Raw genomic sequence first — 26,632 nt, 5'->3', positions numbered from 1 at the left:
GATGAACGTGCTGTATTTCGCCTGGGTGCGCGAGCGGATCGGCTTGCCGAAAGAAACCGTCGAGACGGATGCCGCGACCGTGTCGGAACTGGTTTCAGAACTCAGCGCGCGCGAGGATCGCTATGCCGCTGCATTTGCTGATATCTCGGCCCTGCGCGTGGCGCTGGATCAGGAGCTTTCGGATTTCGACGCACCCTTGGACGGCGTGCGCGAAGTGGCGTTTTTTCCACCCATGACCGGCGGCTGACATGCGTATCGCCGTTCAGGAAGAGCCGTTTGATCTGGGGGCCGAGGCCAATGCCTTCGCCGCCGGAGACGACGCCAATGGCGCCATTGTGACCTTTACAGGCGTCGTGCGCGATCTGGCCTCGGGCGATCTGGATGTGATGGAGATTGAACACTATCCCGGCATGACAGAACGCGCTCTGACCCAGATCGCCCAAGAGGCTCAGGCGCGGTGGTCATTGGGTGATGTGCTCGTGATTCATCGCTATGGACGGCTCTCCCCAGGGGACCGCATCATGATGGTCGCCACAGCAGCGCGACACCGCAAGGATGCGTTTGAGGCAGCCGAGTACCTTATGGACTATCTCAAGTCCCGCGCGCCGTTCTGGAAAAAAGAGATCACTAAGTCCGGTGCCGAATGGGTTGCCGCCAAGGATGAGGATGAGGACGCGCTGACACGGTGGTGAGTATCTGGCTCACATAATACCCCATCGATTTCAATCCATGAGCTGTGTAAGCTCGTCACCGGGCATTGCATCGGCAGAATAATAGAATGTTCCCTTGGATTTCACTTCATCTGCCGCGCGCTTCAGCGCGCCGAACGCCGCTCGGGCGAAGGAACCACCAACACTTATACGCCGCACTCCTGCACCTGAAAGCTCCGAGACGGAATATAGTGGCCCACTCAATCCCATCACCACGTTCACGGGTTTGTCGACCTCACAACACACGGTTCTGATTGCATCCAGGTTGGGTAGACCAGGTGCGTAGAGTACATCTGCACCGGCTTCGGAAAACAGTTGTAGTCGTCGAATTGTGTCCTTTAGATCCGGGCGACCCCAAAGATAGTTCTCGGCCCGTGCCGTCAACAGGAAAGGCAGGCTAGACGACGCCTCGGCTGCAGCCTGAATACGATCCACGGCTTCGTTTAGGTCGTAGATTGGAGCGTCGGGATCACCCGTCACGTCTTCTATTGAGCCACCGATCAGACCGATCCGGGTCGCCATCCTTACAGTCTGTGCGCAGATTTCGGGAGAGTGACCAAAACCGCTTTCAAGATCAGCGGATACAGGTAGGTCGACAGCAGCGGCAATGTCAGAAGCGTTGCTCAACAATTCTTCGCGGGTCAGCGTCGCGTGAGAGTCCCGTTTTCCGTTCGAAAACGCATAACCCGCGCTCGTGGTTGCAAGTGCCTCAAAACCCAAGCTGGCCAGTAGCTTGGCCGAACCTGCATCCCAGGCATTGGGGATTACAAAAGCGTCAGGCCCAAGGTGCAGGTCTTTGAAGCGTTCAAACTGTTTTTGCTGATTTGACATGGCCGCCCTTACATTCGCAGCAATTTCTTAAGGCAAGGGGATATCACAACAGAAGTGTATCGCCTCCAGTACCTCGGGGATGATGGTCTCTCTAGTCCGCGTTGTTGATCCGTCCACGCAACTCCTCAGCCTCTTGCCTTGCCGCGCGCAGGCCGTCCATGGCGGCGGCCAGTTCGGCCTCGGTCTGGGTCAGCTGGTTTGTCAGTTCGGCCTCGCGCTGTTGCAGGTAGGTGATTGCCTGATCGCGGGTTTCTTCGGCTTCGTGCAGTTCCTGGCTCATGCGGTCCAGATCGGCCACGTCGCTTTGGCGGACGCGCGACAGGCGATGCGCCAGCCAGTTGGCGAACCAGCCCATGCAGAAGGCCGCGAACAGGATGATGGCTGTGGCGATGATGAATTCGATTCTGTTCAACTTACTGGTCCTCTGCATCCGCATCGGTTTCCGATGCGGTCGTGTCGGTCTGTTCTGCGGCGCCTGTCTCGGATTCAAGCGCTTCGAGCCCTGTCTCGGTGTTCTCGGTGGGCGCGGGGCGGATCAGACGAAACTCGATCCGGCGGTTTTCCTCACGGCCCTCTTCGCTGTCATTGTCGGCGATGGGCTGCGTTTCACCATAGCCAACGGCTGTGTAGCTTGAGGTTGGGATTCGCCGTCCGCGCAACTCGTTCAGGATGGATTGCGCACGCGCCTGGCTCAGTTGCTGGTTCATCTCTTCACGGCCTTGACTGTCGGTGTGGCCCTGAATCTCCATCCGGATTGGGCCACAGTCGCGCAGGATGTCGGCGATTTGATTAACTGTATCGCGCGAGTCGCTCGCGATGGTGGCAGAGCCGGGTTCGAACGCGATTTTGCTGGCGGACTGTATCTGGGCGATCTGTTCTTCGCATTGCTCGGGGTCGGGCAGGGCGTTCTCGGGCTCGGGCGGCTCCACATAGGTGATCGACAGGCTGAACTCTTGCGCGTCGCCTAGTTTCTCGGACAACAGGCGCGCGATCCGGGCCTTTGCCTCTTCGTCATGGCTGGTACCATGCAGGTCGACCGTCTCAGTCGTGACCGTCAGCGCGCCATTGTGAAGCTGGGACAGTGCCTCAAGCCCGGCTAGAACGCGCACGGGCCAATCCCCCGGAAGATCGGGGACAATTCGGGTCGCCGTGTACACATGCTCCGAACCGAAAGTTGCGCGGGCATAGCTATCGACCATGTCGCGCAGTGTTTCATCGCCGACCCGGCCGCGCAATTGCACAAGCCCTTCGGGGCTGCGGGTGGCTGAGAATTCGGTGGGTTCGTTTGCTCCGTCTGCCTCTGGTTCCGGCAAAATGGCGTGCAGGGCGAAGACCTCGGGCAGGGCATTTTCCAACTCGCCCACCACACGGTCAAACACGTTCGGATTTGTGCCTTGCGCGGCGATCAGGGTCATATCTGCGTCCGATATGGTCAATGACCCCTGACCGATTTCTGCCAGGGCCTTGATCCCCAGCGAAGCCGCCTCGGGCCAGCGTGGCGTAGGGACGCCCAGCCCAATGGTGCAGCTGAAAGGGGCGGTTAAACCCGCGGACTGAGCCGCTGCCATGATCTGGTTGCGGGCTTTTTCATCTTGGGCCGAGCACGCATCGAACTGCCCGCCATCAGCCCCCATGAGATAGCGCAGCGTGAAGGGTGTGATCACCGGGCGCGGGGCCGAGATCGACAGACCGATCCGCAAGCTGGGCGGGGCAGCGCGGGTCAGCGCCTGCTCCAGCCTTTCTTTCTCGGCCTGACTGTCGGCAATCGCAGTCACCCGGACCAGCCCCGGGCTGGCCGATATTTTGGCGCGGGGCAGTCGTGACAAGGCGTTGATGGCATAGGTAATGGCATCGTCCCAGCCATCTGGCTTGGGATAGTCCGCGGTTTCCATCAGATCCGACACTGCCACGGTCGGGTCCAGGTCGTTTAACCTCTCGACAAGTTCCTCCCGATCCTCACTGGCCGGGATCAGGCCAATGATCGAGATACCGCTGTCATTGCGCAGAATCTCAGTCGAAAAGCGGGGCGCAGCCAGCGCGCTTGTCAGGGTAACATCCATCTCGTCGATGACGCGCGAGGTATCGACCTCAGTGCCTGCGGCGGTCAGGGCGTTAAAGCGTTTGGCCTCATCCGGTGCGGTCCCTGTCAGCACAACGCGCAGCCCGTCGGAGTGCACTTCGGCCCAATCATGGCCGCTCAGATCCAGCGCGCGGCGCACGGCAAACTCCGACGTTTCCTCGATCTTTGTGACGGCAAAACTGGCCGCCAACAGTGAGAGCCCCGCAGACACAACAAAGATCAGGGAAACAGACAGAATATAGGGCAGACGCATGTGTGGGCTTTGAACTCCTCGGGCGTTTGGCGGACTCTTACAGACCCCGGCCAGCAGGTGCAATCAGAGCAGCAGTGCGGCGCAGAGGAAGATCAGCGGAATAAGGCCGGTGTCGCGGTTGGAATGGAACAACTGCAGCAGCTTGTCATTGTTCTCGATGTCCAGCCCGCGCAATTGCCACATCATGTGCCAACCCATGGCCCATGGGCCGCCAAGAGCAACGACCAGTGCCAGAATGGATGCATGAGGCACCATGGCATCAACAATCGACAGCCCCATCAAAGCCACCGTGATCACCAGAAAATACTTGAGCCAATTGGCCGTATCGGTACCAAACAGGCGCGCTGTGGATTTGATCCCCACAAGCTCATCATCTTCGGCATCCTGATGTGCATAGATGGTGTCATAGAACAAGGTCCACGCAATTCCCGCCAGATACAGCGCGATTGCGGGCCACCCCACGCTGCCCGTGTGGGCTGCCCAGGCCAGCAAAGCGCCCCAGTTGAATGCAAGGCCCAAGAACACCTGAGGCCACCATGTGAACCGTTTGGCAAAGGGATAGATCGTCACGGGCAACAGCGACAGAACGCCCATCGCTATGGCGGCTTGGTTGAAGCTGAGCAGGATGCCCAGAGCCAGCACACATTGCAGGATCATCCAGATCACCGCTTGCCGAACGGTAACCTGCCCGGATGGCAGAGGGCGCGACCGCGTGCGTTCCACCTGTGCGTCGAACTCGCGATCCGTGATGTCATTCCAGGTGCAGCCCGCACCACGCATCAGGAAGGCACCCAGCGCACAACCGATGGCGATCCACAAATCTTCAAGCCTGGGTCGCCCGTCATGCAAAATTGCGAGCGCCAAACCCCACCAACAGGGAATCAGCAGCAGCCATGTGCCGATAGGCCGGTCCGCGCGGCTGAGGCGCAGATAGGGGCGGGTGAAGTCCGGGGCATATGTGTCAACCCAGTTACCGCTTACGGCGTCAGCGACCTGACCATCTGGTGTTGGGGCATTGCCTTGCATATGTAAGGCCTCATGAGTGCGAAGATCAGACTGTATGTAGATCAGCCTTTGGGTCAGGGGCAATCGGTTGAATTGACGCGCGAGCAGGCCCATTACCTGTTCGGTGTCATGCGCCTGTCAGTGGGTGGGGCTGTGGCCCTGTTCAACGGACAAGACGGCGAATGGCTGGCCAAGGTTGCCGAGGCCGGAAAACGGGGTGGTGTTCTCAACTGCCTGGAACAGACAAAGTCGTTGCAGTTACCGCCTGATCTGTGGCTCCTGTTTGCTCCGATCAAAAAGGCGCGCACGGATTTCATCGTGGAAAAAGCAACCGAAATGGGTGCCGCGCGGATCTTGCCTGTGCAGACCGAATTCACCAATTCCGAGCGTATCCGGCAGGACCGCCTGCAAGCCCATGCGGTTGAGGCTGCCGAGCAATGCGGTGGAACCTACGTACCCGAGGTCGCTGATTTGCAGCGGTTGGATCGAGTACTGGACACATGGCCCGAGGGTCGTCGGCTGATGTTTTGTGACGAGGCCGAGGTCGGCTCGGCCCTGCGATTGGCAGCCAGTGAGAAAGGCCAGCCATGGGCCATTCTGATCGGCCCCGAGGGTGGGTTTTCTGATAAGGAACGCGCGCGTTTAACTGCATTGCCGTTCGCGCATGTGGTCAGCCTTGGGCCCCGTATCCTGCGGGCCGATACGGCGGCGGTGGCGGCGCTGACCATGTGGCAACAGGCGTTGGGGGATTGGTCGTGAAACAACAGCCGAGACAAGAACTTCATCTATTCTTCTCAACTGAGTCCAGTGATGCAGTAATACTCTATCGGGCGAGCAATAGTCTTTACCGGCTGATCCATTGGCAGACCAATGGAGACATTTTCACCTTTGGACAATGGATCAAGACTCGTATCTACGAAAGCGATTGCGCACTTTCCCCAGACGGTCGCCACTTCTTGTACGGCGGAATGACAAAAAACTCCTCCGACCTCTTTATGGCAATCAGCAGGCCTCCTTATTTTACGGCTTTGGAGTATTTTCCAAATCTGATCTCATACTCGTGCGGGGGGTTCTTTGTTGATAATACGACCATTTCACTTCTGGACTCCGCAGATGACCAAGGCATTGAAACTCTGAGATCTGGTTTCAGATTAGATAGATCCAAAGGGCCGTGGTTGCACTTGAGACCTCGGTCTGAATGGCTAAATACGCCTGAACAAGAAATCACGAGATTGCGAAAAATGGACAGCGAAAGAAGAGGTAAACCTTCTGTGCTTGCGAATTGTTATCACTGTGAAGGCGCAAAGCTATTTCGCAAGACCGCAGACGGCAACAAATTGATAGGAGACTTTGGAGGGATGCAGTTTGAGAGTATTCCGGCACCTTACAGCGGAATAGAAAGCAAATCTTCCAAATGAGCTTTATCCGACCCGAAGCAAAACTGGCCCTGTGGCGCTGGCGCGAAGTGCTCATCGCCGTGTTTGTGTTGATCCTCGGCCTCAGCTGGATCAATGGGCCGGGCGGTTTGCTGGGGTGGCTTGGATGGGTATTGATCGTGGTCGCCGCAGCGCTGGCCTTGGTCGGGATTCAGCGCGCCCGGTTCCGCACGGGATCTGGCGGGCAGGGCATCGTGACGGTGGATGAGGGTCAGATCACCTATTTTGGCCCGCTCGATGGTGGCATGGTCGCAACGCGTGAGATTGAGAGGCTGGCGCTTGATCCCACCTCGACCCCTGCGCATTGGGTTTTGGATCAACCGGGGCAGCCGACGCTTCACATTCCTGTGAATGCGGAAGGGGCTGAGGCGCTGTTCGATGTCTTCTCGGCGCTGCCGGGGCTGAAAACCGAACAAATGCTGACGGAATTGAACGGCCGCTCGGCCCATCCGGTGGTGATCTGGGAACGCACGCCCTCACGCCCTGCGCATCTTCGGTTGCATTGACACCGGCGCTGTTTCCGCTCACGACTGACCACCAAGACAGACACATCAGGATCGGAGCACAGGTCTCATGTCCATCCCTCAGTCCGGCGGCGGACCGATCGAACGCCACGAACAACTGGCCGAATACCTGGAATCGGGTTGCAAACCCAAGGAAGATTGGCGCATCGGGACCGAGCATGAAAAGTTCGGCTATTGCAAAGACAGTCTGAAACCGCTGCCGTTTGAGGGCAAACGTTCGATCGTGGCGGTGCTGGAAGGGCTGCGGGATCGCCATGGCTGGGGCGAGGTGCGCGAAGGCGACAAGCTGATCGGGCTTGAAAAAGACGGGGCCAATGTCAGCCTTGAACCCGGCGGCGCGCTGGAGCTGTCAGGTGCTCCGCTGGAAACGATTCACGAGACTTGCGACGAGGTGAATGTTCACCTGCGCGAGGTGAAGGATATTGCCGACGAGATCGGCGTGGGCTTCATTGGTCTAGGCGCGGCCCCGATCTGGACCCATGACGAGATGCCGTTGATGCCCAAGGGGCGTTATCGGCTGATGAACGACTATATGGAAAAGGTCGGCACCATGGGCCGCGCCATGATGCGCCGGACATGTACCGTTCAGGTCAATATCGACTTCGGCTCCGAGGCCGACATGGTGCAGAAACTGCGCGTTGCTCTGGCTTTGCAGCCGGTGGCGACGGCGCTGTTTGCCAATTCTCCGTTTTTCGAAGGCAAGCCTAACGGCCAGAAAAGTTGGCGCAGCCATATCTGGCGGCACCTGGATGATGCACGCACCGGTATGTTGCCCTTTGTGTTCGAAGACGGATTCGGGTTCGAACGCTATGTGCAATATGCGCTGGATGTGCCGATGTATTTTGTCTACCGCAACGGTGAATACATCAACGCCTTGGGGCAGTCATTCCGGGATTTCCTGAAAGGCAAATTGCCCGCTTTGCCGGGTGAAACGCCAACCTTGTCGGATTGGGCCGATCATCTGACCACCGCCTTCCCAGAAGCGCGGATCAAGAAATTCATGGAAATGCGCGGGGCCGATGGTGGCCCGTGGCGCAGGCTGTGTGCATTGCCAGCCTTTTGGGTTGGCCTGACCTACGACCAAGGCGCGCTGGATGCCGCCTGGGATCTGGTCAAGGATTGGGATGCAGAAACGCGCGAGGAATTGCGGGTGCAAGCCGCCGTCAAAGGCCTGCAAGCGCAAGTTGGCGACATCAACATGCACGATCTGGCGCGCGAGGTTGTGGCGATCTCAGAAGCGGGCTTGAAATCACGCGCCCGTCCGGGTGCCGGGGGTCTTGTGCCAGATGAGACGCATTTCCTGAATGCGCTGAAGGAAAGCATCGAAATCGGCAAGGTGCCTGCTGATGAGTTGCTGGAACACTACAATGGTGATTGGAACGGCGATCTGACGCGGATTTATCCCGAATACAGCTACTGAATAGGCCATTTTCCGGTTAGCATTCGGTTTGCCAGTGTCTTCCTCTCGGATTGAATACGGTCTGGGACGACGGATATTGTCGCGTGTCTGTATCGGAGGGTGATGATTGGCCCGTATCAGCGAACTCCACTATTCCAACGCCTATGCTGCAAGCTCGGGCGTCAGCGAATTTCTGGAAGTGTCGATTGGTGCTTCCGAAGACCCGGCCAATTTCACTGTGTCCTTCTATCAGGCCAATGGTCAGGTCGGGATCGAAATACCGCTCACCAGCGTTCCAACAGCGCAAGTGACCGTCGACGCCGACAACAATGAGGTTGTCTATGTAATCTCAGCGGATGACTTCCCGATCCTGCTCACTGATCCAAATGGTGGCGGCTCGACAAACTACGAAGCCTACGCCCTAACCAACACAGCCACAGGTGAGGTGATCGACTTTTACGATATTGGCGGCGGCACAACGAATATTGTTGCTCAGAATGGGCTTGCAGCCGGGGAAACCTCGGTCAATCTGCCAGTGTTGGTCGGCCCGAACCAAACCACGACATCGCTGCAGTTCAATCGACCAGACACCAATACGCTGGTCTATGGGCCGTTAAGCCCCGGGGACAGCGGCGCCGCCTGCTTCACCGCCGGGACGATGGTGGATACATCGGATGGGGCGCGAAGGATCGAAACGCTGCAACCGGGTGACGCTGTCAACACGCTGGACAATGGCCTGCAACCGGTTCGTTGGGTCGGCCAGCGTACCGTGCCCGGTCGTGGTCGGTTCGCGCCGATCCGGATTTGCGCAGGTACGCTGGGAGCAGAAGTTGATGTGCTGGTCTCGCCGCAGCACCGCATTTTGATATCCGGCTGGCAGGCGGAGCTGATGTTCGGCGAGGCCGAGATACTCGTGCCCGCCATATCGCTGGTCAACGGTACCACGGTGATCCAGTCGCCGAGCGATAGCGTCACCTATGTTCACCTGCTGTTTGATCAACACCAGTTGCTCAGTACTGCGGGTCTTGTCTCGGAAAGCTTTTTCCCTGGTCGTCAGGGTCTGGCTGGGTTGGCACCGCAAACCGCCGAAGAATTGTTTGCCCTGTTCCCGGAACTGCGACGCTCACCTGCGTCTTATGGCAAGGTTGCACGACCCGTTCGGCACGGCAAAGCCGTGGCTTTGTTGCGCTCGGTCTGATTGCACCATGCGCCCCCTCTTGCTTTCGCGGGCCGCTGTGATAGCAGGTCGTCAACAGCAATCAGGGCCAAGTTCAGGAAGCGTCATGGACGATCTAAAGACAAAATATCTGGGTCAGATCGCCGAGGCGGGCGACGAAAACGCGCTTGAGGCGATCCGCGTCGCTGCCGTGGGCAAAAAAGGCGAGGTCGCGTTGAAGATGCGCGAGTTGGGCAAGATGACGCCCGAGGAACGTCAGGTCGCAGGCCCGGCGCTGAATGCCCTGAAGGATGAGATCAACTCGGCGCTGGCCGCCAAAAAGGCCGCGTTGGCCGATGCCGCACTGGATGAGCGTCTGCGCACCGAATGGCTGGACGTCACCCTGCCGACCCGCGCGCGCCGTAAGGGCTCGATCCATCCGATCAGCCAGGCGACTGAGGAACTGACCGCGATCTTTGCCGAACTGGGTTTCTCTGTCGCCGAAGGGCCGCGGATCGAGGATGACTGGTACAACTTTGATGCGCTGAACATCCCCGGCCACCACCCCGCGCGGGCCGAGATGGACACGTTCTATATGCACCGAGCTGAGGGTGATAACCGCCCGCCGCATGTGCTGCGGACGCATACGTCTCCGGTGCAAATCCGCTCGATGGAGAAACAGGGCGCGCCGATCCGCGTGATCTGTCCGGGCGGTGTGTACCGCGCTGATTATGACCAGACCCACACGCCGATGTTCCATCAGGTCGAAGGGCTGGCCATCGACAAAGACATCTCGATGGCGAACCTGAAATGGGTTCTGGAAGAGTTCGTGAAAGCCTTCTTCGAGGTCGACGACGTCGAACTGCGCTTCCGCGCCTCACACTTCCCCTTCACCGAGCCATCGGCCGAGGTCGATATCCGCTGTTCCTGGGACAATGGTCAGCTGAAGATCGGTGAGGGCGACGACTGGATGGAGATTCTGGGCTCTGGCATGGTGCACCCCAAGGTGATCGCCGCCGGTGGGATCGATCCGGATGTCTATCAGGGCTTTGCCTTTGGCATCGGCATCGACCGTCTGGCGATGCTGAAATACGGCATTCCGGATTTGCGGGCGTTCTTTGACAGCGATCTGCGCTGGCTGCGCCACTATGGGTTTGCGGCGCTGGATATGCCGAACCTGCATGGTGGTTTGTCGCGATAGAGGTAGTTTTGGACGACTGGCTAACAGCATATCGAGATTGGTGGAAGCGTAGGGTTTCCAACTATCCGTTGCTATGGCTGCTGTGTTTGTTTCTCGCGGTGTTTGTGCTGCCAACGCTCGCATCGTGGGTTTGGGAAAGAGACTCAGCGACCGTGTTGATCGCTTTTCTTTTGTCCGCGCTTCTGTTCCTGCCGGGCGTTCTTGTTGCGGCACTGGAGTTTTTGCGAACAGGAGGTTTCTATCTGCGCGACAGGTTTCAAAGAGAGAAAACCCAAGACCTGATCAATAGACGGAGCAGCAGTTTTTGGAAGTGGTGATAGATAGTGTATCTACTAGGAGTATATCTTTCGAAATTCTATGATTGGAGTTTTGCGTTCTCTTCCCGAAATGGTCGTTGGGTGGGGAATGTAGTCCTCTTTGGATGGTTCGTTCTCTTTTGTGCGCTCGCGAGTTTTTTGCCTGGATGGGTGAGCGTACTAATTTTGCTTATATCCGCACCATTCTCTCTCCTTTTCATGATGGCAAATCAGAAGGTTTGGGAAAAACGAGAACGAGCGGCGCGAGACAAAGAGACTCAATTGTGGAAAACTAAGAAGCTTATTGATCATTACAAGAAATAGGCGCGGAGCGAAGGCCGATAGGCCGCCGCGCGATCGGTCGTTCATTGTGGCGCCATTGGTTCGAGCCCAATGGACGACACCACCCGCACGGGCTGGCGATTTGTCTCCGCCAGCGTACCGCTCGAACAGTGCACGGATTTGGCTGGCATAAACTGCCCACCACAAACCAAGGATCGCCACCCCACGGTCTGGCGATGGCGCGGCTTGTTACATTGCCCAACGGGCTTGTGATGTGACTCGACGCTCAGGCTGGGTAGGGTCAGGCCCATGATCTATCGACTGCTTTTCCTTCTGATGACAGCCACACCCGCCTTTGCCATGGGGCCGTGGAACACGGAATGCCACGGCGATACCGCCTGTCAGGTGGGCGACCGCTCGTACCACGTGCGGGAGCCGGACGGGTGGGATGGCGAGACACCTCTGCCGGTGCTTCTGCACTTTCACGGCTGGGCGCGGCAGGGGACCGTGGTGGTGAACCATGAACGCATTGCCGGGGCCACAAAACTGCGCGGCGTGCTGCTGGTCGCCCCGAACGGGCTGCGAAAAACATGGAACTTCTGGACGTCGGACACAGACGACGTGTCCTTTGCTGACCGGGTGTTGGAGGATGTGGTCAAGCGCTATCCGATTGACCGCGATCGCATCTATGTCTCGGGCTATTCCTATGGCGGCGCGATGGCATGGCGCTATGTGTGCCAGTCGGGCGATGACGTCGCCGCCTTGCTGGCTGTGGCGGGATCGATCCAGCAGACCGAACATTGCCCAGAGGCCCCGGCCGAGGCGCGCCATGTGCACGGTCTGCGAGACAAAGTGATGGATTTCCCCTATGGCGCAAACGGCGATACGACCTATCCGGTGGCACTCTGGCGCGCGGCCTATGATTGCCACGATGCAACCCCACGCGGGGATTGGAGTGTCGAACCGTTCCTGACGCTCAGCCGCGTGGAATGGACCGATTGCGCGCAGGGGCAGGTGGTGCTGGACACCCATCCGGGCGGGCATTTCATCCCGCATGGCTGGATCGGGCGGCAGTTGGACGAGCTTTTGGGCCGCACACCCACCTATCCGTAACGCGCAGCGCTTGCACCCCGGCCCATTCTTTGCCATTGCCTGTGCCAAACGGATGTTTGCCCAAGAAGGCCGCTTGCAATGAAATTCACTCTGTCCTGGTTGAAAGACCACCTCGATACGGATGCGTCGGTTGATGAGATCGCCGAGGCGCTGACCGATCTTGGCCTTGAGGTCGAAGAGATCGTGAACCCGGCGGACCGGTTGAAGGGCTTTACGCTGGGCCATGTGAAACATGCCGAAAAGCACCCCGACGCTGACAAGCTGCGCGTTTGCACGGTTGAGACCGATGAGGGTGATTTGCAGATCATCTGTGGCGCCCCCAACGCGCGCGAAGGTATCACGGTCGTGGTCTGTAAACCGGGCATGTATATTCCCGGTTTGGATATCACCATCAATGTTGGCAAGATCCGGGGTGTCGAAAGCTATGGCATGATGGCGTCTGAGCGTGAGCTGGAGCTGTCGGACGAGCATGACGGTATCATCGAGCTGCCCTCGGGTGAGGTTGGCGACCAGTTCGTTGACTGGCTGGCCGAGAATGACCCCTCAAAGATCGATCCGATGATCGAGATTGCGATCACCCCCAACCGCCCCGATGCGCTGGGCGTAGCCGGTATTGCGCGTGATCTGGCAGCACGTGGTTTGGGGACGTTAAAGATACGCGACTACATTCCGGTGCCGGGTGATTTTGAAAGCCCGATCAAGGTGACCATTGATGAGGATACTCTGGACGGTGCGCCGCATTTCACGGGGCGATTGATCAAAGGTGTTAAGAACGGCCCAAGCCCGCAATGGCTGCAGGATCAGTTGAAGGCGATTGGCCTGCGTCCGATTTCGGCGCTGGTGGACATCACAAACTACATGACCTTCGACCAAAACCGCCCGCTGCACGTGTTTGATGCGGACAAGGTGCAGGGCAATCTGCGCGTGCATCGCGCCAAGGGTGGCGAAACGCTGGTGGCGCTGGATGAGAAGGAATACACGCTGCAACCCGGCATGATGGTGATTTCGGACGACAATGGCCCGGAATCGATTGCTGGTATCATGGGCGGAGAAGAGACAGGCTGTACCGACGAGACAGTGAATGTCTTCCTCGAAAGCGCGTTTTGGGATCATGTACAGATTGCCCTGACGGGTCGTGCGCTCAAAATCAACTCGGATGCGCGGTATCGGTTCGAACGCGGCGTTGATCCGGAATACACGCTTGAAGGGCTGGAACATGCGACCCAGATGATCCTGGATATCTGTGGTGGCGAAGCGTCCAAGGTGGTTGAGGCCGGCAAAGCGCCCAAGCATGCGCGTGCCTACAAGCTGGATGCGGAACGTGTGCGGTCTCTGGTTGGCATGGACATTCCAGAAAGCGATCAGCGCCAGACCCTGACGCGTCTGGGCTTCCGTCTCGAAGGTGAAATGGCCCATGTGCCCAGCTGGCGCCCCGATGTCATGGGTGAGGCTGACCTGGTGGAAGAGGTCGCGCGGATTGCCTCGTTGACCAAACTGCAGGGCAAACCGTTGCCGCGTGTGACCGATGGAATCCCGAAGCCGGTGATGACCCCGACTCAGCGCCGCCAGTCGATGGCGCGTCGCACCTGTGCTACGCTGGGTTACAATGAATGTGTTACCTACACTTTCATTGATCAGCATGCAGCGGCTTTGTTCGGAGGGGGGGACGCGGCGACCCAGCTGGAAAACCCGATCTCGTCCGAGATGAGCCACATGCGCCCCGATCTACTTCCCGGATTGCTTCAGGCTGCTGCCCGCAATCAGGCGCGCGGCTATACGGATGTTGCCCTGTTTGAGGTTGGCCCGGTTTTCCATGACGGCGAGCCGGGGGAACAGCTAACGCAGATCACCGGCCTTCTAGTTGGCCGCTCGGGTCCAAAGGACGTGCATGGCGCATCCCGCCCGGTCGATCTATTTGATGTCAAAGCGGATGCCGAGGCTGTGCTGGCGGCCATCGGTGCGCCCGCCAAGGTTCAGATATTGCGCGACGGGGATGCATGGTGGCATCCGGGCCGCCACGGCAAGATTTGCCTGGGTCCGAAAAAGGTGTTGGGCGTATTCGGTGACTTGCACCCGCGCATTCTGCAGGCCATGGACATCAAGGGCCCGGCGATGGCGTTCACCATCTGGCCGGATCAGGTGCCTCTGCCCCGTAAATGCTCCGCGACCCGCGCGGCTTTAGAGCTGCGTGATCTGCAAGCGGTCGAGCGTGACTTTGCCTTTGTCGTCGACGAAGGCGTCGAAGCGCTGACGCTGGTCAACGCCGCTGCGGGTGCTGACAAGGCGCTGATCGAAGATGTGCGCGTCTTTGATGAGTTTATCGGCGGTAGCCTGGGTGAGGGCAAGAAATCCCTGGCCATCACCGTGCGCCTGCAACCCACTGACGCAACGTTGAAAGAAAAAGATATCGAGGCGGTGGCCGAGAAGATCATCGCCAAGGTTTCCAAAGCGACGGGCGGTGTCCTGCGCGGGTAATCGCAGCAACATACACTTTGCAGAGCGCGCCTTTTGGCGCGCTTTTCAGTTCGAGAAGAACTTGGTCAGCACATCAAAGACCAACCGGATGCGCCGACTGGTGTGCAATTCGCGATGCGCGACCAACCAGATCGGAAATTCAAAAGGGTCCATGTCAGGTAGAACCCGTTCCATTTCCGAAGCCGCGTCCCCCACATTCTGCGACATGGGTGCGATGCCGAAGCCGTGCTTGGCATATTCCCAGGCAACAACGCCGTTTTGTGAACCGAGCCTGAAGTTATCTTCTGTCAGATGAATGCCAAGTGGCTCCAAGTAAGCGATCATCTGATGGGTGTCGCCGAAGCTAATGAAGTCGTGGTTGGACAAATCGCCTTTGGATTTAGGGTGTCCCATGCGGTTCAAATACGCGGAAGACGCGTAAAAGTGGCCGGGCGCTTCCTGCACCAATTTGGCGATTAGATCAGGTTGTGCAGGTCGCACATGGCGGATTGCGATATCGGCTTCGCGCCGCATCAGATCACTCACATCGTTCGAAGCGATCACTTCTATTCGCAGGCGCGGGGCCTGCGCCTGAACCTCGTGTAGCAAATCCGGCAGAATGTGTGCTGACATGATATCGCTGGCAGTGATCCGAACACGCCCCTCGATCGATTGTGCCTGACCAGATGCAGTCAAGGCGATCCGGTTGGCAGCTTCACCCATGGCGCGCGTGTGTTCCAGGATCTCCAAACCAGCCTGCGTGATTTCTAACGAGCGGCCCACGCGCTCGAACAGCAAAACGCCCAAATCAGCCTCAAGCGCAGCGATCTGGCGGCTAAGTGTTGGTTGACTCTGTCCCAGTTGCCGCGCCGCTGCTGAAAGCGATCCGGTATCAGCGGTCGCCAGAAAAGCGCGCATGTGGTTCCAATCAAATTCGTCGATTCTAGCCATACAAATATGTATAATTGTTCTGCAATCTTCCGCAATTCCTATTCAATATCCGCATGAGTAGATAGGCCGCAAAGGAGATTTACCATGAAGACTGGTGCAAAATTCTGGGATGGCATTGCCGCGAAATACGCGCGTAGCCCAATCCGTGACATAGAGTCGTATGAATACACTCTGGGCCGGACCCGATCCTATCTGACCAAACAGCACAACGTTCTTGAGCTTGGCTGCGGGACAGGCTCAACTGCGCTGCTGCTTGCATCGTCAGTTGCGCATATCACGGCCAGCGATTTTTCTGACGCGATGCTGGATATTGGCCGGGACAAGGCGAAAAAAGAAGGGATCGACAACATCTCATTCACGCCCATAGACATCACCTCGCCCGATGATGAAAAGTCCTTTGATGTCATTCTTGGCTTCAACGTGTTTCATCTTGTGCCGGATATCGAAACGGCCTTTGCGGACATCTATGCACGTCTGCCCTCGGGCGGGTTGTTCATATCCAAAACGCCTTGCCTTACCGAGGGAAATTTGGGTTTTAAATTTGGACTGATGAAACTTATGCTGCCTGTGATGCAGCGTTTTGGCAAAGCGCCTTATGTGAACCTGTTCGACGTAAAAACGCTTGAAACCGCGATCACAGATGCCGGCTTTGAAATCGTCGAAAGCGGGAACTATCCGGCGAAGCCCCCATCTCGGTATCTGGTGGCGCAAAAGAAATAATCATCATCAGCAAGTTCTTCGACTTACGCATTGGGCTTTGCGTGATTGGCCTTTAAGTAGGGTCCAAACAGTTTTGGAGGGAACCATGGGCCTGAACGTCTATCTATCCGGGGAAATTCACACCGATTGGCGCGAACAAATCATTGACGGCGCGCAGGGGCTGGATGTTTCATTCAGCAGCCCGGTCACCAATCATGCAGCCAGTGACGATTGCGGTGTTGCCATTCTGGGCGCTGAGCCGAACAAGTATTGGCATGACCATAAGGGAGCGATGGTGAACGCGATCCGCACGCGTAAGGGTATCGCTGACGCAGATGTGGTCGTTGTGCGGTTTGGCGAGAAGTACAAACAGTGGAATGCGGCGTTTGACGCCGGATACGCAGCTGCCTTGGGCAAATCGTTGATCGTGCTGCACGGGCCGGATCATCAGCACGCGCTGAAAGAGGTCGACGCCGCTGCGCTCGCCGTGGCTGAGGAGCCCGCTCAGGTGGTCGAAGTTCTGCGCTATGTGCTGACCGGCAAGCTGCCGGGCTAAGAATATGGGCTTGCGACCGGCTCTGGCCGCAAGCCCAATGTCGGCAACGGGCGTGGGGGGTCTTAGTCTCGCGCGGGTGTCACCAAGCCTTTTTGAACCGCAGGCCGTTCAAGGAAACGATCCAGATAGGCCACGACATTGGCGTGATCGTCCCAGCCGACCAAATCCTTCGCTTCATAGAAATCCAATCCGCGCAGCCAGGGCGCAATGGCCATGTCAGCGATCGAGTAGTCTCCGGCAACCCAATCCTGACCTTCAAGCTGCTGGTTCAAGACGTTCAGCAGCCGCTTGGCTTCGTTGACATAGCGCTCGCGCGGGCGGGGGTCTTCGATCTCGCGGCCTGCGAATTTGTGGAAAAATCCTAGCTGGCCAAGCATCGGCCCAATACCACCCATCTGAAACATCAGCCATTGGGTGATATGGTGTTTGTCGGATGCGTTTTGACCGATGAACTTACCGGTCTTTTCGGCCAGATACAGCAGTATCGCGCCGCTTTCGAACAGGCCGATAGGTTCACCATCAGGACCGTTGGGATCAATGATCGCCGGGATTTTGTTATTGGGGTTCAACGACAGGAACTCGGGGCTTTTGACGTCGGCATCGGCCAATGTGACCTTATGCGCCTCATAAGGCAGGCCGGTTTCTTCCAGCATAATCGAGGCTTTGACCCCGTTTGGGGTTGGAAAGGAATAAAGCTGAATGACCGACGGATCTTTGGCGGGCCATTTTTGAGTCACGGCAAAGCGGGCTAAAGAGGACATGGGCTCTCCTGAATGATCTGATTGGGGAAAAATAGGCACGCTTTCCCATAAAAAAATATGTTTTAAGGTGCAATTAGCGCACAATTACTCTGCGCCTATGCGCGAACAAAGGCGAAAAACACTAACAACAGGAAAGAGGGAACACATGATCCAGGAGTTCAAAACATTCATTGCCAAGGGCAATGTCATGGACATGGCTGTGGGTATCATTATTGGTGCTGCATTCACTGCAATCGTGACATCGCTGGTTGGGGACCTGATCAATCCATTGATTGGTCTGTTCACAGGTGGGATTGATTTTACCAATAACTACGCTGTGCTTGCAGGTGAGGTTGCCGAAGGGGCCAGCCTGGACGCAGCGCGTGAAACCGGCGCTTCGGTGTTTGCCTATGGGGCGTTCATCATGGCGGTCATCAACTTTCTGATCATCGCATGGGTTGTGTTCATGCTTGTGCGGTCAGTGAACCGCGTTAAGGATGCGGCTGCCAAAGAAGAGGAAGTTGCCGAAGAAGCCCCCGCTGGCCCAAGCGAATTGGATATCCTGATGGAAATCCGCGACGCTTTGAAGAAGTAACACCGAAAGGTGGCAAGAAAACGGGGCTTCGTTCCGCTGGCGGTGCCCCTTCTAACCTGATCGAGAAGGAAATCTGACATGGATCAGACGGTCGATATGGCAAACCAAGCCATGGATTTGGCAAATAGCTACATGCCGATCCTGTTGAACGCGGGCAAGGCTTTGATTGTTCTGATCATCGGTTGGATCGTGGCAGGGATGGTATCGGGCGTTGTGCGGCGTCGCATCAACAAAACGCCTCAGATCGATCCTACGCTTGGGAATTTTGCGGCCAGCCTTGTCAAATGGGTGATCTTGGCGATCGTCCTCGTGGCCGTTCTTGGGATCTTCGGGATCGAGGCCACAAGTATCGTTGCCATTCTGGGTGCTGCCTCTCTGGCGATCGGTCTTGCGCTGCAAGGCACGCTCAGTGATCTGGCGGCGGGCGTGATGCTGGTTGTGTTCCGACCCTATAAGCTGGGTCAGTATGTGGATATTGGCGGAACGGCGGGAACGGTCAAAGACCTGAACCTGTTCACCACTGAACTGGTGACGCCAGACAATGTACAGATCATTGTCCCGAACGGGCAGGCCTGGGGGTCGGTGATTACCAACTACTCTGCGCATGAAACGCGGCGTGTCGATCTGGTGTTCGGTATCGATTATGGTGACAGCGCGGATGAGGCCATGAAGATCATTTTGGATGTCGCCAATGCGGATGCGCGCATCCACAAGGATCCAGAGCCTTGGGTGAGGGTCACAAATCTGGGTGACAGCTCGGTCGATCTAACTGCGCGTCTGTGGTGTGCAGCGGCGGACTACTGGGATGTGAAATTCGAGCTGACCAAGACCATCAAGGAAGCCTTCGACGCCAAGGGTGTCTCGATTCCTTATCCGCATTCGGTCGAAATTCAGAAGCAGGGCTAAAGGCTCCCGCCCGTCGATCGCGCATTCAAAATGCCCTTCTCCGGTCGGGCCCGGCGCCGCACTGTCGTGTGGCGCTGTTTCGTTTTCTTGACGGTTTGTTTTGAACACCCGCGCCGCGCCATAGGCGCGGCGCTACGCCCAACGCTGTAAAGCGCCTTTTTTCAAAAGGCGCTTTCAGGGGCGGGAGGGTTACGCCTTGATTACCACGTTGGGCGAGACGACGTCGATGCCAAGCGCCTTGCCAACTGCGTAGTAGGTCAGTTGTCCGGCATGGACGTTCAGTCCCGCCAGCAGATGCGGATCGTCCTGACAGGCCTGTTTCCAGCCTTTATCTGCCAATGACAACATGAACGGCATTGTTGCGTTGCCCAGTGCAATAGTCGAGGTGCGCGCTACAGCGCCCGGCATGTTGGCCACGCAGTAGTGCATTACCCCATCGACCTCATAGATCGGATCGGCATGGGTGGTCGCGCGAGAGGTTTCGAAACAACCGCCCTGATCGATGGCCACATCCACCAGCACCGCACCGGGTTTCATTGTCGACAGCTGCGCGCGCGAGACCAGCTTGGGGGCTGCTGCGCCGGGGATCAGAACCGCGCCGATGACCATATCGGCATCGCGGATCAACTCGGCAGTTGCACCGGCCGTTGAATACTGGTTCTTGAACTGGCCGCCAAACACATCGTCCAGATAGCGCAGGCGAGGCAGGGACCGATCCAGAACGGTTACATCTGCTCCCATGCCAGCGGCGATCTTCGCCGCATGGGTGCCAACCACGCCACCGCCGATCACGACGACCTTGGCCGGGCCAACCCCAGGCACGCCACCCATCAGCACACCGCGCCCGCCATTGGCCTTTTGCAAGGTCCATGACCCGACCTGAGGGGCCAGGCGCCCGGCAACTTCGGACATCGGGGCGAGCAGAGGCAGGCCACCATTGGCATCGGTTACGGTTTCATAGGCAATGGCCGTACAGCCCGATTCCAGCAGGTCATGGGTCTGATCCGGATCGGGTGCCAGATGCAGGTAGGTGAACAGCAACTGACCTTCACGCAACATCTTGCGCTCTCCGGCCTGGGGTTCTTTGACCTTCACGATCATGTCGGCGGTGGCAAACACCTCTTCTGCCGTGTCCAGAATGCGCGCACCAGCGGCGACATAGGCGTCATTGTCAAAACCTGCGCCGATCCCGGCACCGGTTTCGATAAGCACCTCATGCCCACGCGATACCGCTTCCTGAGCTGCATTCGGCGTCATTCCAACGCGGAATTCCTGGGGTTTAATTTCCTTTGGGCACCCGATTTTCATGTGACCCTCCTCCGTTCATAAACTGCCTAAATTATGTGCATTACCTGACGCAATTTCTGTGAAACAATACCTGCTATTGGGCTTTCTTATGAAAGAATCCAGCGAATAAACCTGAATCAACGCAATGGATATGCGCAAATGAGCTTAGATACGACTGATCGTAAGATTCTGGCTGCTCTGCAAAAGAATGGTCGGGTTTCGAATGCGGACCTGTCAGAGAAGGTGAACCTTTCACCTTCGGCTTGCCATCGCCGGGTCCAACGGCTGGAACTGGAGGGCTATATTCGAAACTACGTGGCCTTGCTGGACGCGCGGAAGATGAATGTTCCCACAACCGTGTTTGTCGAGATCACCTTGCAGGGTCAGGCCGAAGAAGTTCTGGATGTATTCGAAAAGGCGGTGGCCCGCATTCCGGATGTGTTGGAATGTCACCTGATGGCGGGGACGGCAGATTATCTTCTGAAAGTCGTCGCCGAAAACACCGAAGATTTCGCCCGCATTCACCGCCAATATCTGTCACGCCTGCCGGGCGTCGCGCAGATGCAAAGCTCGTTTGCCTTGCGGACGGTGTTCAAGACCACGGCCTTGCCGGTCTGATCAGGCGGGTACCGGATAGGTGAAATAGGCGAGATGGATGAAATTAAAGGCGAAGTGCATTGCAATTGGCACCCAGAGCCGCCCGGTCGCGGCATAGGCCAGCCCCAGACCCAAGCCCAGGACCGTGGCGAAGGCTACCAGGGCTGGACCACCGCCGAAATGCGCCAGACCGAACAGCAGGCTGGCTGCGACAACGCCACCAAGCGGGCCAAGTTTCGAACTGAGCAGAGATTGCAGGTAGCCACGGAAAAGTGCCTCTTCCGCGAAACAGGTCAGAAACAGGTTTGAAACTGCAAAGACCAACCACCACGCGGGCAATTTAACCTCTGGCCGCAATGCGCCGATTGCAACAGCGGCAAGAAAGATCAATGGCAGCAAGGCAAGCCCGGTGACGAGCCATATTGTATTGGTTTTATGACGTGCAATCAGCATGCTGGGCCAAGCTAACAGGACAGCAAAGAACACCATTGGTTTGTCGAGGTTCAGATACATCGTAAACGCGGCGCTGTTTTCACCGGCATAGACCTGATCCAATACAAGCAGATTATTCAACCCAGGAATCAGATGCGTGCCTAACGCAAAACACCACAGGATCAGAAGTGTATGCCCGGCAACTGCCATCGCGCCGCTCAGGCGCGGCAGAGTTGCGGCCCCCAGCAACCCGATCGCAATCACTGCAATCGCCCATGGCGTGATCAGATTGGCGACTGAGACAATGCTTACGAACAGAATCAACAACGCCAAAGCCACGCCCATCCGCCCGCTCAGCGCGGTAATCTGGGCTGCGATCAAGATCAGCCAGGGCCAGATCATTGGTAGATGGGACAGGAAATGCGCCACGGTGGCCTCGACAGTTCGACTGGCTTAGTCATGGCGCGCAGCTTTCCATGGTGCAAGCCTTTCGAGTTGCGGCAATTCTTACGGTTGTATCCCCTGCGCGAGAGGTTCAAATTGCACGTAATGTCTTTACATGGCGGCGCCCACCTCATTGGCACAGTGCAAAAAGATCAACTTATCCGATGACATCAGGCGGTTACACAGGCGCGTTACTGTCCGCACCCGGTGAATGAAGAAGGAACAGACTTTGGCGTACGAAAACAATGACTCTCCCAAAGACTGGCTAGAGGCCGAACTGGAAGATACGCTGGACGAAGATTTTGAGATCGAGTTCAGCGAACCCATGCTGTCGATGGAAGTGCGCAAGATCTACAAGGATCAGCATCCTGATATGCTGGATCGCAAGGTTTATTTCCGCAACCTGCTGCGCCTGCAGGCCGAGCTGATCAAGGTTCAGGATTGGGTGCAGCATACCGGTGCCAAAGTGTGCATCCTGTTCGAAGGCCGCGACAGTGCGGGTAAGGGGGGCGTGATCAAGCGGATCACCCAGCGTCTGAACCCTCGTGTCGCGCGTGTGGTGGCGCTGCCTGCGCCCAGCCGACGGGAACAAAGCCAGTGGTATTTCCAGCGCTATGTTCCGCATCTACCTGCGGCAGGTGAAATCGTGTTCTTCGACCGCTCCTGGTACAACCGCGCCGGCGTTGAACGCGTCATGGGCTTTGCGACCGAGGATCAGGTTGAACAGTTCTTTCAGGACGTTCCCGAATTTGAACGGATGCTGGTGCGGTCCGGGATCATCCTGCTGAAATACTGGTTCTCGATCACCGATGAAGAGCAGCAATTGCGATTCCTCATGCGGATTCATGATCCGATGAAACAGTGGAAATTGTCTCCGATGGATCTGGAATCCCGCATCCGCTGGGAATCCTACACCAAGGCGAAAGAGGATATGTTGTTCCGGACGAACATTTCCGAAGCGCCGTGGTACATTGTCGAAGGCAACGACAAAAAACGCGAACGTCTGAACTGTATCGAGCATCTGTTGACCAAGATCCCCTATACGGAAGTGCCGCAGGAGCGGGTCGACCTGCCCGATCGCAAGTACAACCCGGATTACGAACGCCGCATTCTGCCCGACGAGTTGTACGTTCCGAAAATCTACTAGGCGAAACGGGCCTCTGATCAGAAATGCGAGGCGCGATGTCCCGCGCCTCGCCATAGGGCCAGCCGTTAGGCGACGTCCATCATGCATTCGCCACCCATTGGGGTGAAGATCAGCATGTCATCATCGTCGGTGAAGCCTGCGACGGGTTCTGCCGGTGGCGTTGCACCATCGCCAGCTTCCGGGATCAGGATCAGATCGTCATCCATTGGTACGTCACCACCGGGCTGTGCGCCGGGCAGTTCGATATCGATCCAGTCGAAGTCATCGACCAGTGCGAGCACCTCATTCAGGAATTCTTCAAGCGCCGCGACGAAGGCTTCTATATCGAAACCATTCTCAGCCGTGGGTTCAGGCGTTTCTGGTTCTTCGGGCACTTCGGGCACTTCGGGTTCTTCCGGTGTTTCAGGTTCCACAGGTTCTTCGGGTTCCTCTGGCGTTTCTGGTTCCACGGGGGTCTCTGGTTCCTCCGGCGTTTCCGGCTCCGTAGGCGTTTCCGGTTCTTCTGGCGCTTCGGGTTCTTCCGGAGTCTCTGGTTCTTCTGGAACTTCCGGCGTCTGAGGTTCCTCGGGTGTCTCAGGCTCTTCCGGTGTTTCGGGCTCTTCGGGCACCTCCGGTTCTTCGGGCATCGGCATAGGGGTTGGCGTCGTGCCTGTATCCAGGTCCACCGTACCACCTGTTGCGCCAAAGTTTTGCGTGACCATCACGGCGTCAAAACCCTGCATATCGCCTGTTTCGATCCCGATCCCGATATATTCGAAGTTCGGGTTCAGGATATTTGCGCGGTGGCCGGGGCTGTTCATCAGGTTCTGATGCAGCTGCGCGACATCGTCGCTGATCCCCGGCGCGCCGCGTTCAGATTGCCAGGCGATGTTTTCACCGGTGCGCCAGCTGCCCGACAGATCAAACCCCGCGGCCTGCATCCGCTGGGTCGCGCTGGACCCGCCCGCACCTGTATGGCTGAAGATATCGCGGTCCAGCATCCAGGTACTGTGATCCTCGGATGACTCGTTCAAGTTGGTTTCCAATTGCAGCGGGTTCAGCCCTCGGGATGTGCGCTCTTCATTGATAAGTGCGAGCATTTCGCGCTCGATTGTGCTTGCAGTCGACATAGTAGCCTCCGTTTTTGATTTGGTGTCTGGGTAGACGAGAGGCTGATACAAAGACCTTTCCTGTGACGGATAGGTGGGTTGACCTGGCAGGCGAATTTGGGCGTCGCTGTGCTACCGATACGGGATTCGCTGCGCTGCAACATGCCGGGCAAAATCCTGCCGGGTGTGAAATGGCAGCTTGCCGCACAGCATCGCGCACGAGTCGGCAAGATCAAACCGGTCCCAGAAACGACAAACCCCCGGGCAGGGCCTCGGGGGTCGTCAAATAGTGTCATCCAAAGCTGGACGAGATGGGGGCGATGCTTAGAGCATACCTTCGCGCTGGGCTTTCTTGCGTGCCAGTTTACGGGCACGACGGATCGCTTCAGCTTTCTCGCGCGCTTTCTTCTCGGACGGTTTCTCGAAATGTTGCTTCAGCTTCATTTCACGGAACACGCCTTCGCGCTGCAGCTTTTTCTTCAGGGCACGAAGCGCCTGATCGACGTTATTGTCGCGAACACTAACCTGCATGTGGTTGTCACCACCTTTCTAGATAGAGTTGCAAGGAAATTGCAGGAGTTGGCCGTATAGCAAAGCTGTTCTATCTTGTCTAGTACTGGCCCCGAACACCGGAGAACCGCCATGACAGTGACTTATGAAGACGCAAAACAGCAGATGCTGGACGCGATGCTTGCCCATGTTCCGTTTGACGGATGGTCCGAAACGAGCTTTCGCGCCGCCATTGCTGAGTGTGATCTGGATGAGGGTCTTGCCCGGGCGATTTGCCCGCGTGGCGCGGTTGATCTGGCGCTGGCCTATCATGCGCGTGGGGATCAGATGATGCTGGATCGGATCAAGTCCGAAGACCTGAGCGCGCTCAAGTTCCGCGAAAAGATCGCCGCTGCTGTTCGGTTCCGGCTTGAGGCGGTTGAGGATAAGGAACTGGTCCGCCGGGGCATGACACTGTTTGCCCTGCCAATGCATGCAGGTGACGGGGCCAAGGCTGTTTGGGGCACCTGCGATCTGATCTGGGACGCTTTGGGTGACACGTCGGATGACGTGAACTGGTACACCAAGCGCGCGACGCTGTCGGGCGTCTACTCTTCGACCCTTTTGTTCTGGCTGGGGGACGATTCGCCTGATCACCAGAAGACGTGGGAGTTTCTGGACAGGCGCATTGGCGACGTAATGCAGTTTGAAAAGCTCAAGGCGCAGGTCAACAGCAACCCGTTGTTCAAACCGTTTCTGGCCGTGCCCAATTGGCTGGCTGGTCAGGTCAAGGCCCCGATGAAGATGCGCGCCGATTTGCCGGGCCTGCTGAACCCGCGCAAGTAGTCAAAGCTTGGCCTTTTCCCAGATGACAGCTAGGCATTGCGCAAAGGAGATTTGCCCATGACCCGAATGATGCGCGCTGTCGAAATCACTCAGCCCGGTGGTCCCGATGTTCTTAAGCTGACTGAGCGACCGATGCCGGTGGCGGACGCCGGACAAGTTGTGCTGAAGGTCGCCTATGCCGGTGTGAACCGCCCGGACGCTTTGCAACGTGCCGGAGCCTATGATCCCCCGCCCGGAGCCAGCGATCTGCCGGGGCTGGAGGCCTCGGGCGAGGTAGTTGCCATGGGCACAGGCGTCGAAGGTTTGGCATTGGGCGATCAGGTCTGCGCCTTGTTGCCCGGTGGCGGTTACGCCGAATACGTCGCCACGCCCGCTGCGCATTGCCTGCCTGTTCCAGACGGGATGGACATGAAGCAAGCGGCTTGCCTGCCCGAGACCTTCTTTACCGTCTGGTCCAACGTGTTCACGCGCGGCAGTCTGAAACCAGGCGAGCGCTTCCTTGTTCATGGTGGGTCCAGCGGCATCGGAACCACTGCGATCCAGCTGGCCAATGCCTTTGGAGCGCGGGTCTTTGCAACTGCTGGCTCGGATGAGAAATGCGCCGCCTGCGTGAAATTGGGGGCAGAGAAGGCCATCAACTACCGCGACGAAGATTTCGTAGGTGTCATGCGCGCTGAAGGCGGGGCGAACCTGATCCTTGACATGGTGGGCGGTGACTACATCCCGCGCAACGTGAAGGCGTTGGCTGAGGATGGGCGGCTGGTTCAAATCGCGTTCCTGCAAGGCCCTGTGGCTGAGTTGAATTTTGCTCTGATGATGGTCAAACGCCTGACGCTGACCGGCAGTACCTTGCGCCCGCAAAGCGATCTGGCCAAAGCCAAGATCGCGCAGGACCTGCGTGAAGCTGTCTGGCCTTTGCTGGCTGCGGGCAGGGTTGCCCCGGTCATGGACAGCGAATTTCCCCTGGCGGATGCTGCGGCGGCACACGCGCATATGGAAAGCTCGACCCATATTGGCAAAATCGTTCTGAACGTTGCGGGCTAGCGGCGATGCGCGGGGTTTGATCCGCGCGCAAACTCGCCGCAGCACAAGCTCCTGATTGCCCTGTCACGCAA

Annotated in this window: 29 protein-coding genes; 19 read left to right on the top strand and 10 right to left on the bottom strand. The window is 57.5% G+C overall.

What is annotated here, in order from left to right; genetic code table 11:
* Position 1: 1 nt before the first annotated feature.
* Positions 2-247 (top strand): molybdopterin converting factor subunit 1, encoded by a 246-nt coding sequence (gene moaD / locus AC2FFE_RS10760; RefSeq protein WP_496818917.1) that lies wholly within the window; start codon positions 2-4, stop codon positions 245-247.
* A 1-nt stretch (position 248) separates the two neighbouring features.
* Positions 249-692 carry a molybdenum cofactor biosynthesis protein MoaE gene (locus tag AC2FFE_RS10755; protein WP_496818918.1) on the top strand — a complete coding sequence of 148 codons (444 nt, stop codon included), beginning with the start codon at positions 249-251 and terminating at the stop codon, positions 690-692.
* Positions 693-722: 30 nt separating this feature from the next.
* Here the strand turns inward: AC2FFE_RS10755 and AC2FFE_RS10750 are convergent, their stop codons facing one another.
* The 4 genes from AC2FFE_RS10750 to ubiA all read right to left on the bottom strand — a co-directional run bounded on the left by AC2FFE_RS10750 (position 723) and on the right by ubiA (position 4,900).
* Positions 723-1,541, bottom strand: a complete 819-nt coding sequence (locus AC2FFE_RS10750; protein WP_496846604.1) for an isocitrate lyase/PEP mutase family protein — start codon at positions 1,539-1,541, stop codon at positions 723-725.
* A gap of 91 nt (positions 1,542-1,632) precedes the next feature.
* Complete coding sequence (locus tag AC2FFE_RS10745) at positions 1,633-1,953, bottom strand: hypothetical protein (RefSeq protein ID WP_170446384.1); 321 nt, start codon at positions 1,951-1,953, stop codon at positions 1,633-1,635.
* Between the two features lies 1 nt (position 1,954).
* A complete protein-coding gene (locus tag AC2FFE_RS10740) occupies positions 1,955-3,874 on the bottom strand; it encodes an OmpA family protein (RefSeq protein WP_496846603.1) in 1,920 nt (639 codons plus the stop codon).
* Between the two features lie 63 nt (positions 3,875-3,937).
* On the bottom strand, positions 3,938-4,900 hold the full coding sequence (gene ubiA / locus AC2FFE_RS10735; protein WP_496846602.1) for a 4-hydroxybenzoate octaprenyltransferase: 963 nt from the start codon (positions 4,898-4,900) through the stop codon (positions 3,938-3,940).
* Between the two features lie 12 nt (positions 4,901-4,912).
* Here ubiA and AC2FFE_RS10730 point away from each other — a divergent pair, with 12 nt between their 5' ends.
* The 9 genes from AC2FFE_RS10730 (at position 4,913) to pheT (ending at position 14,761) form a co-directional block, all read left to right on the top strand.
* Positions 4,913-5,638, top strand: a complete 726-nt coding sequence (locus AC2FFE_RS10730) for a 16S rRNA (uracil(1498)-N(3))-methyltransferase (RefSeq protein ID WP_496846601.1) — start codon at positions 4,913-4,915, stop codon at positions 5,636-5,638.
* Complete coding sequence (locus AC2FFE_RS10725; RefSeq protein ID WP_496846600.1) at positions 5,635-6,297, top strand: hypothetical protein; 663 nt, start codon at positions 5,635-5,637, stop codon at positions 6,295-6,297. Before AC2FFE_RS10730 ends, AC2FFE_RS10725 begins: the two co-directional genes overlap by 4 nt.
* Positions 6,294-6,821, top strand: a complete 528-nt coding sequence (locus AC2FFE_RS10720; protein ID WP_496818924.1) for a hypothetical protein — start codon at positions 6,294-6,296, stop codon at positions 6,819-6,821. Before AC2FFE_RS10725 ends, AC2FFE_RS10720 begins: the two co-directional genes overlap by 4 nt.
* A gap of 67 nt (positions 6,822-6,888) precedes the next feature.
* On the top strand, positions 6,889-8,259 hold the full coding sequence (locus AC2FFE_RS10715; protein ID WP_496846599.1) for a glutamate--cysteine ligase: 1,371 nt from the start codon (positions 6,889-6,891) through the stop codon (positions 8,257-8,259).
* Between the two features lie 106 nt (positions 8,260-8,365).
* Entirely contained in the window at positions 8,366-9,436 is a 1,071-nt protein-coding gene (locus tag AC2FFE_RS10710) for a Hint domain-containing protein (RefSeq protein WP_496846598.1), read from the top strand.
* Between the two features lie 85 nt (positions 9,437-9,521).
* A complete protein-coding gene (gene pheS / locus AC2FFE_RS10705; RefSeq protein ID WP_496846597.1) occupies positions 9,522-10,595 on the top strand; it encodes a phenylalanine--tRNA ligase subunit alpha in 1,074 nt (357 codons plus the stop codon).
* A gap of 8 nt (positions 10,596-10,603) precedes the next feature.
* Complete coding sequence (locus tag AC2FFE_RS10700) at positions 10,604-10,912, top strand: hypothetical protein (protein WP_480501483.1); 309 nt, start codon at positions 10,604-10,606, stop codon at positions 10,910-10,912.
* A 570-nt stretch (positions 10,913-11,482) separates the two neighbouring features.
* Positions 11,483-12,286: a CE1 family esterase gene (locus AC2FFE_RS10695; RefSeq protein WP_496846596.1), complete on the top strand. Its 804-nt coding sequence runs from the start codon at positions 11,483-11,485 to the stop codon at positions 12,284-12,286.
* 78 nt (positions 12,287-12,364) lie between these two features.
* Positions 12,365-14,761, top strand: a complete 2,397-nt coding sequence (gene pheT / locus AC2FFE_RS10690) for a phenylalanine--tRNA ligase subunit beta (protein WP_496846595.1) — start codon at positions 12,365-12,367, stop codon at positions 14,759-14,761.
* Positions 14,762-14,806: 45 nt separating this feature from the next.
* On the opposite strand, the gene AC2FFE_RS10685 is transcribed toward pheT, so the two are convergent.
* A complete protein-coding gene (locus AC2FFE_RS10685; protein WP_496846594.1) occupies positions 14,807-15,691 on the bottom strand; it encodes a LysR family transcriptional regulator in 885 nt (294 codons plus the stop codon).
* Between the two features lie 84 nt (positions 15,692-15,775).
* Between AC2FFE_RS10685 and AC2FFE_RS10680 the strand changes: the two genes are divergently transcribed.
* Both AC2FFE_RS10680 and AC2FFE_RS10675 read left to right on the top strand, forming a co-directional pair.
* A complete protein-coding gene (locus AC2FFE_RS10680) occupies positions 15,776-16,411 on the top strand; it encodes a class I SAM-dependent methyltransferase (protein ID WP_496846593.1) in 636 nt (211 codons plus the stop codon).
* A gap of 85 nt (positions 16,412-16,496) precedes the next feature.
* The gene (locus tag AC2FFE_RS10675; RefSeq protein ID WP_496846592.1) at positions 16,497-16,946 is read left to right on the top strand and encodes a YtoQ family protein; all 450 of its coding nucleotides are present in this window, start codon (positions 16,497-16,499) and stop codon (positions 16,944-16,946) included.
* A gap of 62 nt (positions 16,947-17,008) precedes the next feature.
* Here AC2FFE_RS10675 and AC2FFE_RS10670 read toward each other — a convergent pair whose 3' ends face one another.
* Positions 17,009-17,707 carry a glutathione S-transferase family protein gene (locus AC2FFE_RS10670; protein ID WP_496818935.1) on the bottom strand — a complete coding sequence of 233 codons (699 nt, stop codon included), beginning with the start codon at positions 17,705-17,707 and terminating at the stop codon, positions 17,009-17,011.
* A 145-nt stretch (positions 17,708-17,852) separates the two neighbouring features.
* Here AC2FFE_RS10670 and mscL point away from each other — a divergent pair, with 145 nt between their 5' ends.
* Positions 17,853-18,281: a large conductance mechanosensitive channel protein MscL gene (gene mscL / locus AC2FFE_RS10665; RefSeq protein WP_496846591.1), complete on the top strand. Its 429-nt coding sequence runs from the start codon at positions 17,853-17,855 to the stop codon at positions 18,279-18,281.
* Between the two features lie 111 nt (positions 18,282-18,392).
* The gene (locus AC2FFE_RS10660) at positions 18,393-19,187 is read left to right on the top strand and encodes a mechanosensitive ion channel family protein (protein ID WP_496819252.1); all 795 of its coding nucleotides are present in this window, start codon (positions 18,393-18,395) and stop codon (positions 19,185-19,187) included.
* Between the two features lie 189 nt (positions 19,188-19,376).
* On the opposite strand, the gene ald is transcribed toward AC2FFE_RS10660, so the two are convergent.
* Positions 19,377-20,495, bottom strand: coding sequence for an alanine dehydrogenase (gene ald, locus AC2FFE_RS10655; protein WP_496818937.1), 1,119 nt, complete (start codon positions 20,493-20,495; stop codon positions 19,377-19,379).
* Between the two features lie 138 nt (positions 20,496-20,633).
* Between ald and AC2FFE_RS10650 the strand changes: the two genes are divergently transcribed.
* Positions 20,634-21,092 carry an Lrp/AsnC family transcriptional regulator gene (locus AC2FFE_RS10650; RefSeq protein ID WP_496818938.1) on the top strand — a complete coding sequence of 153 codons (459 nt, stop codon included), beginning with the start codon at positions 20,634-20,636 and terminating at the stop codon, positions 21,090-21,092.
* Here the strand turns inward: AC2FFE_RS10650 and AC2FFE_RS10645 are convergent, their stop codons facing one another.
* Positions 21,093-21,932 (bottom strand): CPBP family intramembrane glutamic endopeptidase, encoded by an 840-nt coding sequence (locus AC2FFE_RS10645; RefSeq protein WP_496846590.1) that lies wholly within the window; start codon positions 21,930-21,932, stop codon positions 21,093-21,095.
* 244 nt (positions 21,933-22,176) lie between these two features.
* Between AC2FFE_RS10645 and ppk2 the strand changes: the two genes are divergently transcribed.
* Complete coding sequence (ppk2, locus tag AC2FFE_RS10640) at positions 22,177-23,094, top strand: polyphosphate kinase 2 (RefSeq protein WP_496846589.1); 918 nt, start codon at positions 22,177-22,179, stop codon at positions 23,092-23,094.
* A 65-nt stretch (positions 23,095-23,159) separates the two neighbouring features.
* Here ppk2 and AC2FFE_RS10635 read toward each other — a convergent pair whose 3' ends face one another.
* Both AC2FFE_RS10635 and rpsU read right to left on the bottom strand, forming a co-directional pair.
* Complete coding sequence (locus AC2FFE_RS10635) at positions 23,160-24,203, bottom strand: CAP domain-containing protein (RefSeq protein WP_496846588.1); 1,044 nt, start codon at positions 24,201-24,203, stop codon at positions 23,160-23,162.
* 303 nt (positions 24,204-24,506) lie between these two features.
* Entirely contained in the window at positions 24,507-24,713 is a 207-nt protein-coding gene (rpsU, locus tag AC2FFE_RS10630; RefSeq protein ID WP_008207378.1) for a 30S ribosomal protein S21, read from the bottom strand.
* Positions 24,714-24,824: 111 nt separating this feature from the next.
* On the opposite strand from rpsU, the gene AC2FFE_RS10625 reads away from it, so the two are divergent.
* Both AC2FFE_RS10625 and AC2FFE_RS10620 read left to right on the top strand, forming a co-directional pair.
* A complete protein-coding gene (locus AC2FFE_RS10625; protein WP_496818943.1) occupies positions 24,825-25,517 on the top strand; it encodes a COQ9 family protein in 693 nt (230 codons plus the stop codon).
* A gap of 57 nt (positions 25,518-25,574) precedes the next feature.
* Positions 25,575-26,561, top strand: coding sequence for an NAD(P)H-quinone oxidoreductase (locus tag AC2FFE_RS10620; protein ID WP_496846587.1), 987 nt, complete (start codon positions 25,575-25,577; stop codon positions 26,559-26,561).
* The last annotated feature ends 71 nt before the right edge of the window (positions 26,562-26,632 follow it).

Source organism: Ruegeria sp. YTSA168 (assembly GCF_059610045.1).
This window is presented reverse-complemented; position numbering and strand designations above follow the sequence as displayed.

Coding starts and splice junctions, on each gene's coding strand:
- moaD (WP_496818917.1), top strand. CDS start 2: ATGAACGTGCTGTATTTCGCCTGGGTGCGCGAGCGGATCGGCTTGCCG.
- AC2FFE_RS10755 (WP_496818918.1), top strand. CDS start 249: ATGCGTATCGCCGTTCAGGAAGAGCCGTTTGATCTGGGGGCCGAGGCC.
- AC2FFE_RS10750 (WP_496846604.1), bottom strand. CDS start 1,541: ATGTCAAATCAGCAAAAACAGTTTGAACGCTTCAAAGACCTGCACCTT.
- AC2FFE_RS10740 (WP_496846603.1), bottom strand. CDS start 3,874: ATGCGTCTGCCCTATATTCTGTCTGTTTCCCTGATCTTTGTTGTGTCT.
- ubiA (WP_496846602.1), bottom strand. CDS start 4,900: ATGCAAGGCAATGCCCCAACACCAGATGGTCAGGTCGCTGACGCCGTA.
- AC2FFE_RS10730 (WP_496846601.1), top strand. CDS start 4,913: ATGAGTGCGAAGATCAGACTGTATGTAGATCAGCCTTTGGGTCAGGGG.
- AC2FFE_RS10720 (WP_496818924.1), top strand. CDS start 6,294: ATGAGCTTTATCCGACCCGAAGCAAAACTGGCCCTGTGGCGCTGGCGC.
- AC2FFE_RS10715 (WP_496846599.1), top strand. CDS start 6,889: ATGTCCATCCCTCAGTCCGGCGGCGGACCGATCGAACGCCACGAACAA.
- pheS (WP_496846597.1), top strand. CDS start 9,522: ATGGACGATCTAAAGACAAAATATCTGGGTCAGATCGCCGAGGCGGGC.
- AC2FFE_RS10695 (WP_496846596.1), top strand. CDS start 11,483: ATGATCTATCGACTGCTTTTCCTTCTGATGACAGCCACACCCGCCTTT.
- pheT (WP_496846595.1), top strand. CDS start 12,365: ATGAAATTCACTCTGTCCTGGTTGAAAGACCACCTCGATACGGATGCG.
- AC2FFE_RS10685 (WP_496846594.1), bottom strand. CDS start 15,691: ATGGCTAGAATCGACGAATTTGATTGGAACCACATGCGCGCTTTTCTG.
- AC2FFE_RS10680 (WP_496846593.1), top strand. CDS start 15,776: ATGAAGACTGGTGCAAAATTCTGGGATGGCATTGCCGCGAAATACGCG.
- AC2FFE_RS10675 (WP_496846592.1), top strand. CDS start 16,497: ATGGGCCTGAACGTCTATCTATCCGGGGAAATTCACACCGATTGGCGC.
- AC2FFE_RS10670 (WP_496818935.1), bottom strand. CDS start 17,707: ATGTCCTCTTTAGCCCGCTTTGCCGTGACTCAAAAATGGCCCGCCAAA.
- mscL (WP_496846591.1), top strand. CDS start 17,853: ATGATCCAGGAGTTCAAAACATTCATTGCCAAGGGCAATGTCATGGAC.
- AC2FFE_RS10660 (WP_496819252.1), top strand. CDS start 18,393: ATGGATTTGGCAAATAGCTACATGCCGATCCTGTTGAACGCGGGCAAG.
- ald (WP_496818937.1), bottom strand. CDS start 20,495: ATGAAAATCGGGTGCCCAAAGGAAATTAAACCCCAGGAATTCCGCGTT.
- AC2FFE_RS10650 (WP_496818938.1), top strand. CDS start 20,634: ATGAGCTTAGATACGACTGATCGTAAGATTCTGGCTGCTCTGCAAAAG.
- AC2FFE_RS10635 (WP_496846588.1), bottom strand. CDS start 24,203: ATGTCGACTGCAAGCACAATCGAGCGCGAAATGCTCGCACTTATCAAT.
- rpsU (WP_008207378.1), bottom strand. CDS start 24,713: ATGCAGGTTAGTGTTCGCGACAATAACGTCGATCAGGCGCTTCGTGCC.
- AC2FFE_RS10625 (WP_496818943.1), top strand. CDS start 24,825: ATGACAGTGACTTATGAAGACGCAAAACAGCAGATGCTGGACGCGATG.
- AC2FFE_RS10620 (WP_496846587.1), top strand. CDS start 25,575: ATGACCCGAATGATGCGCGCTGTCGAAATCACTCAGCCCGGTGGTCCC.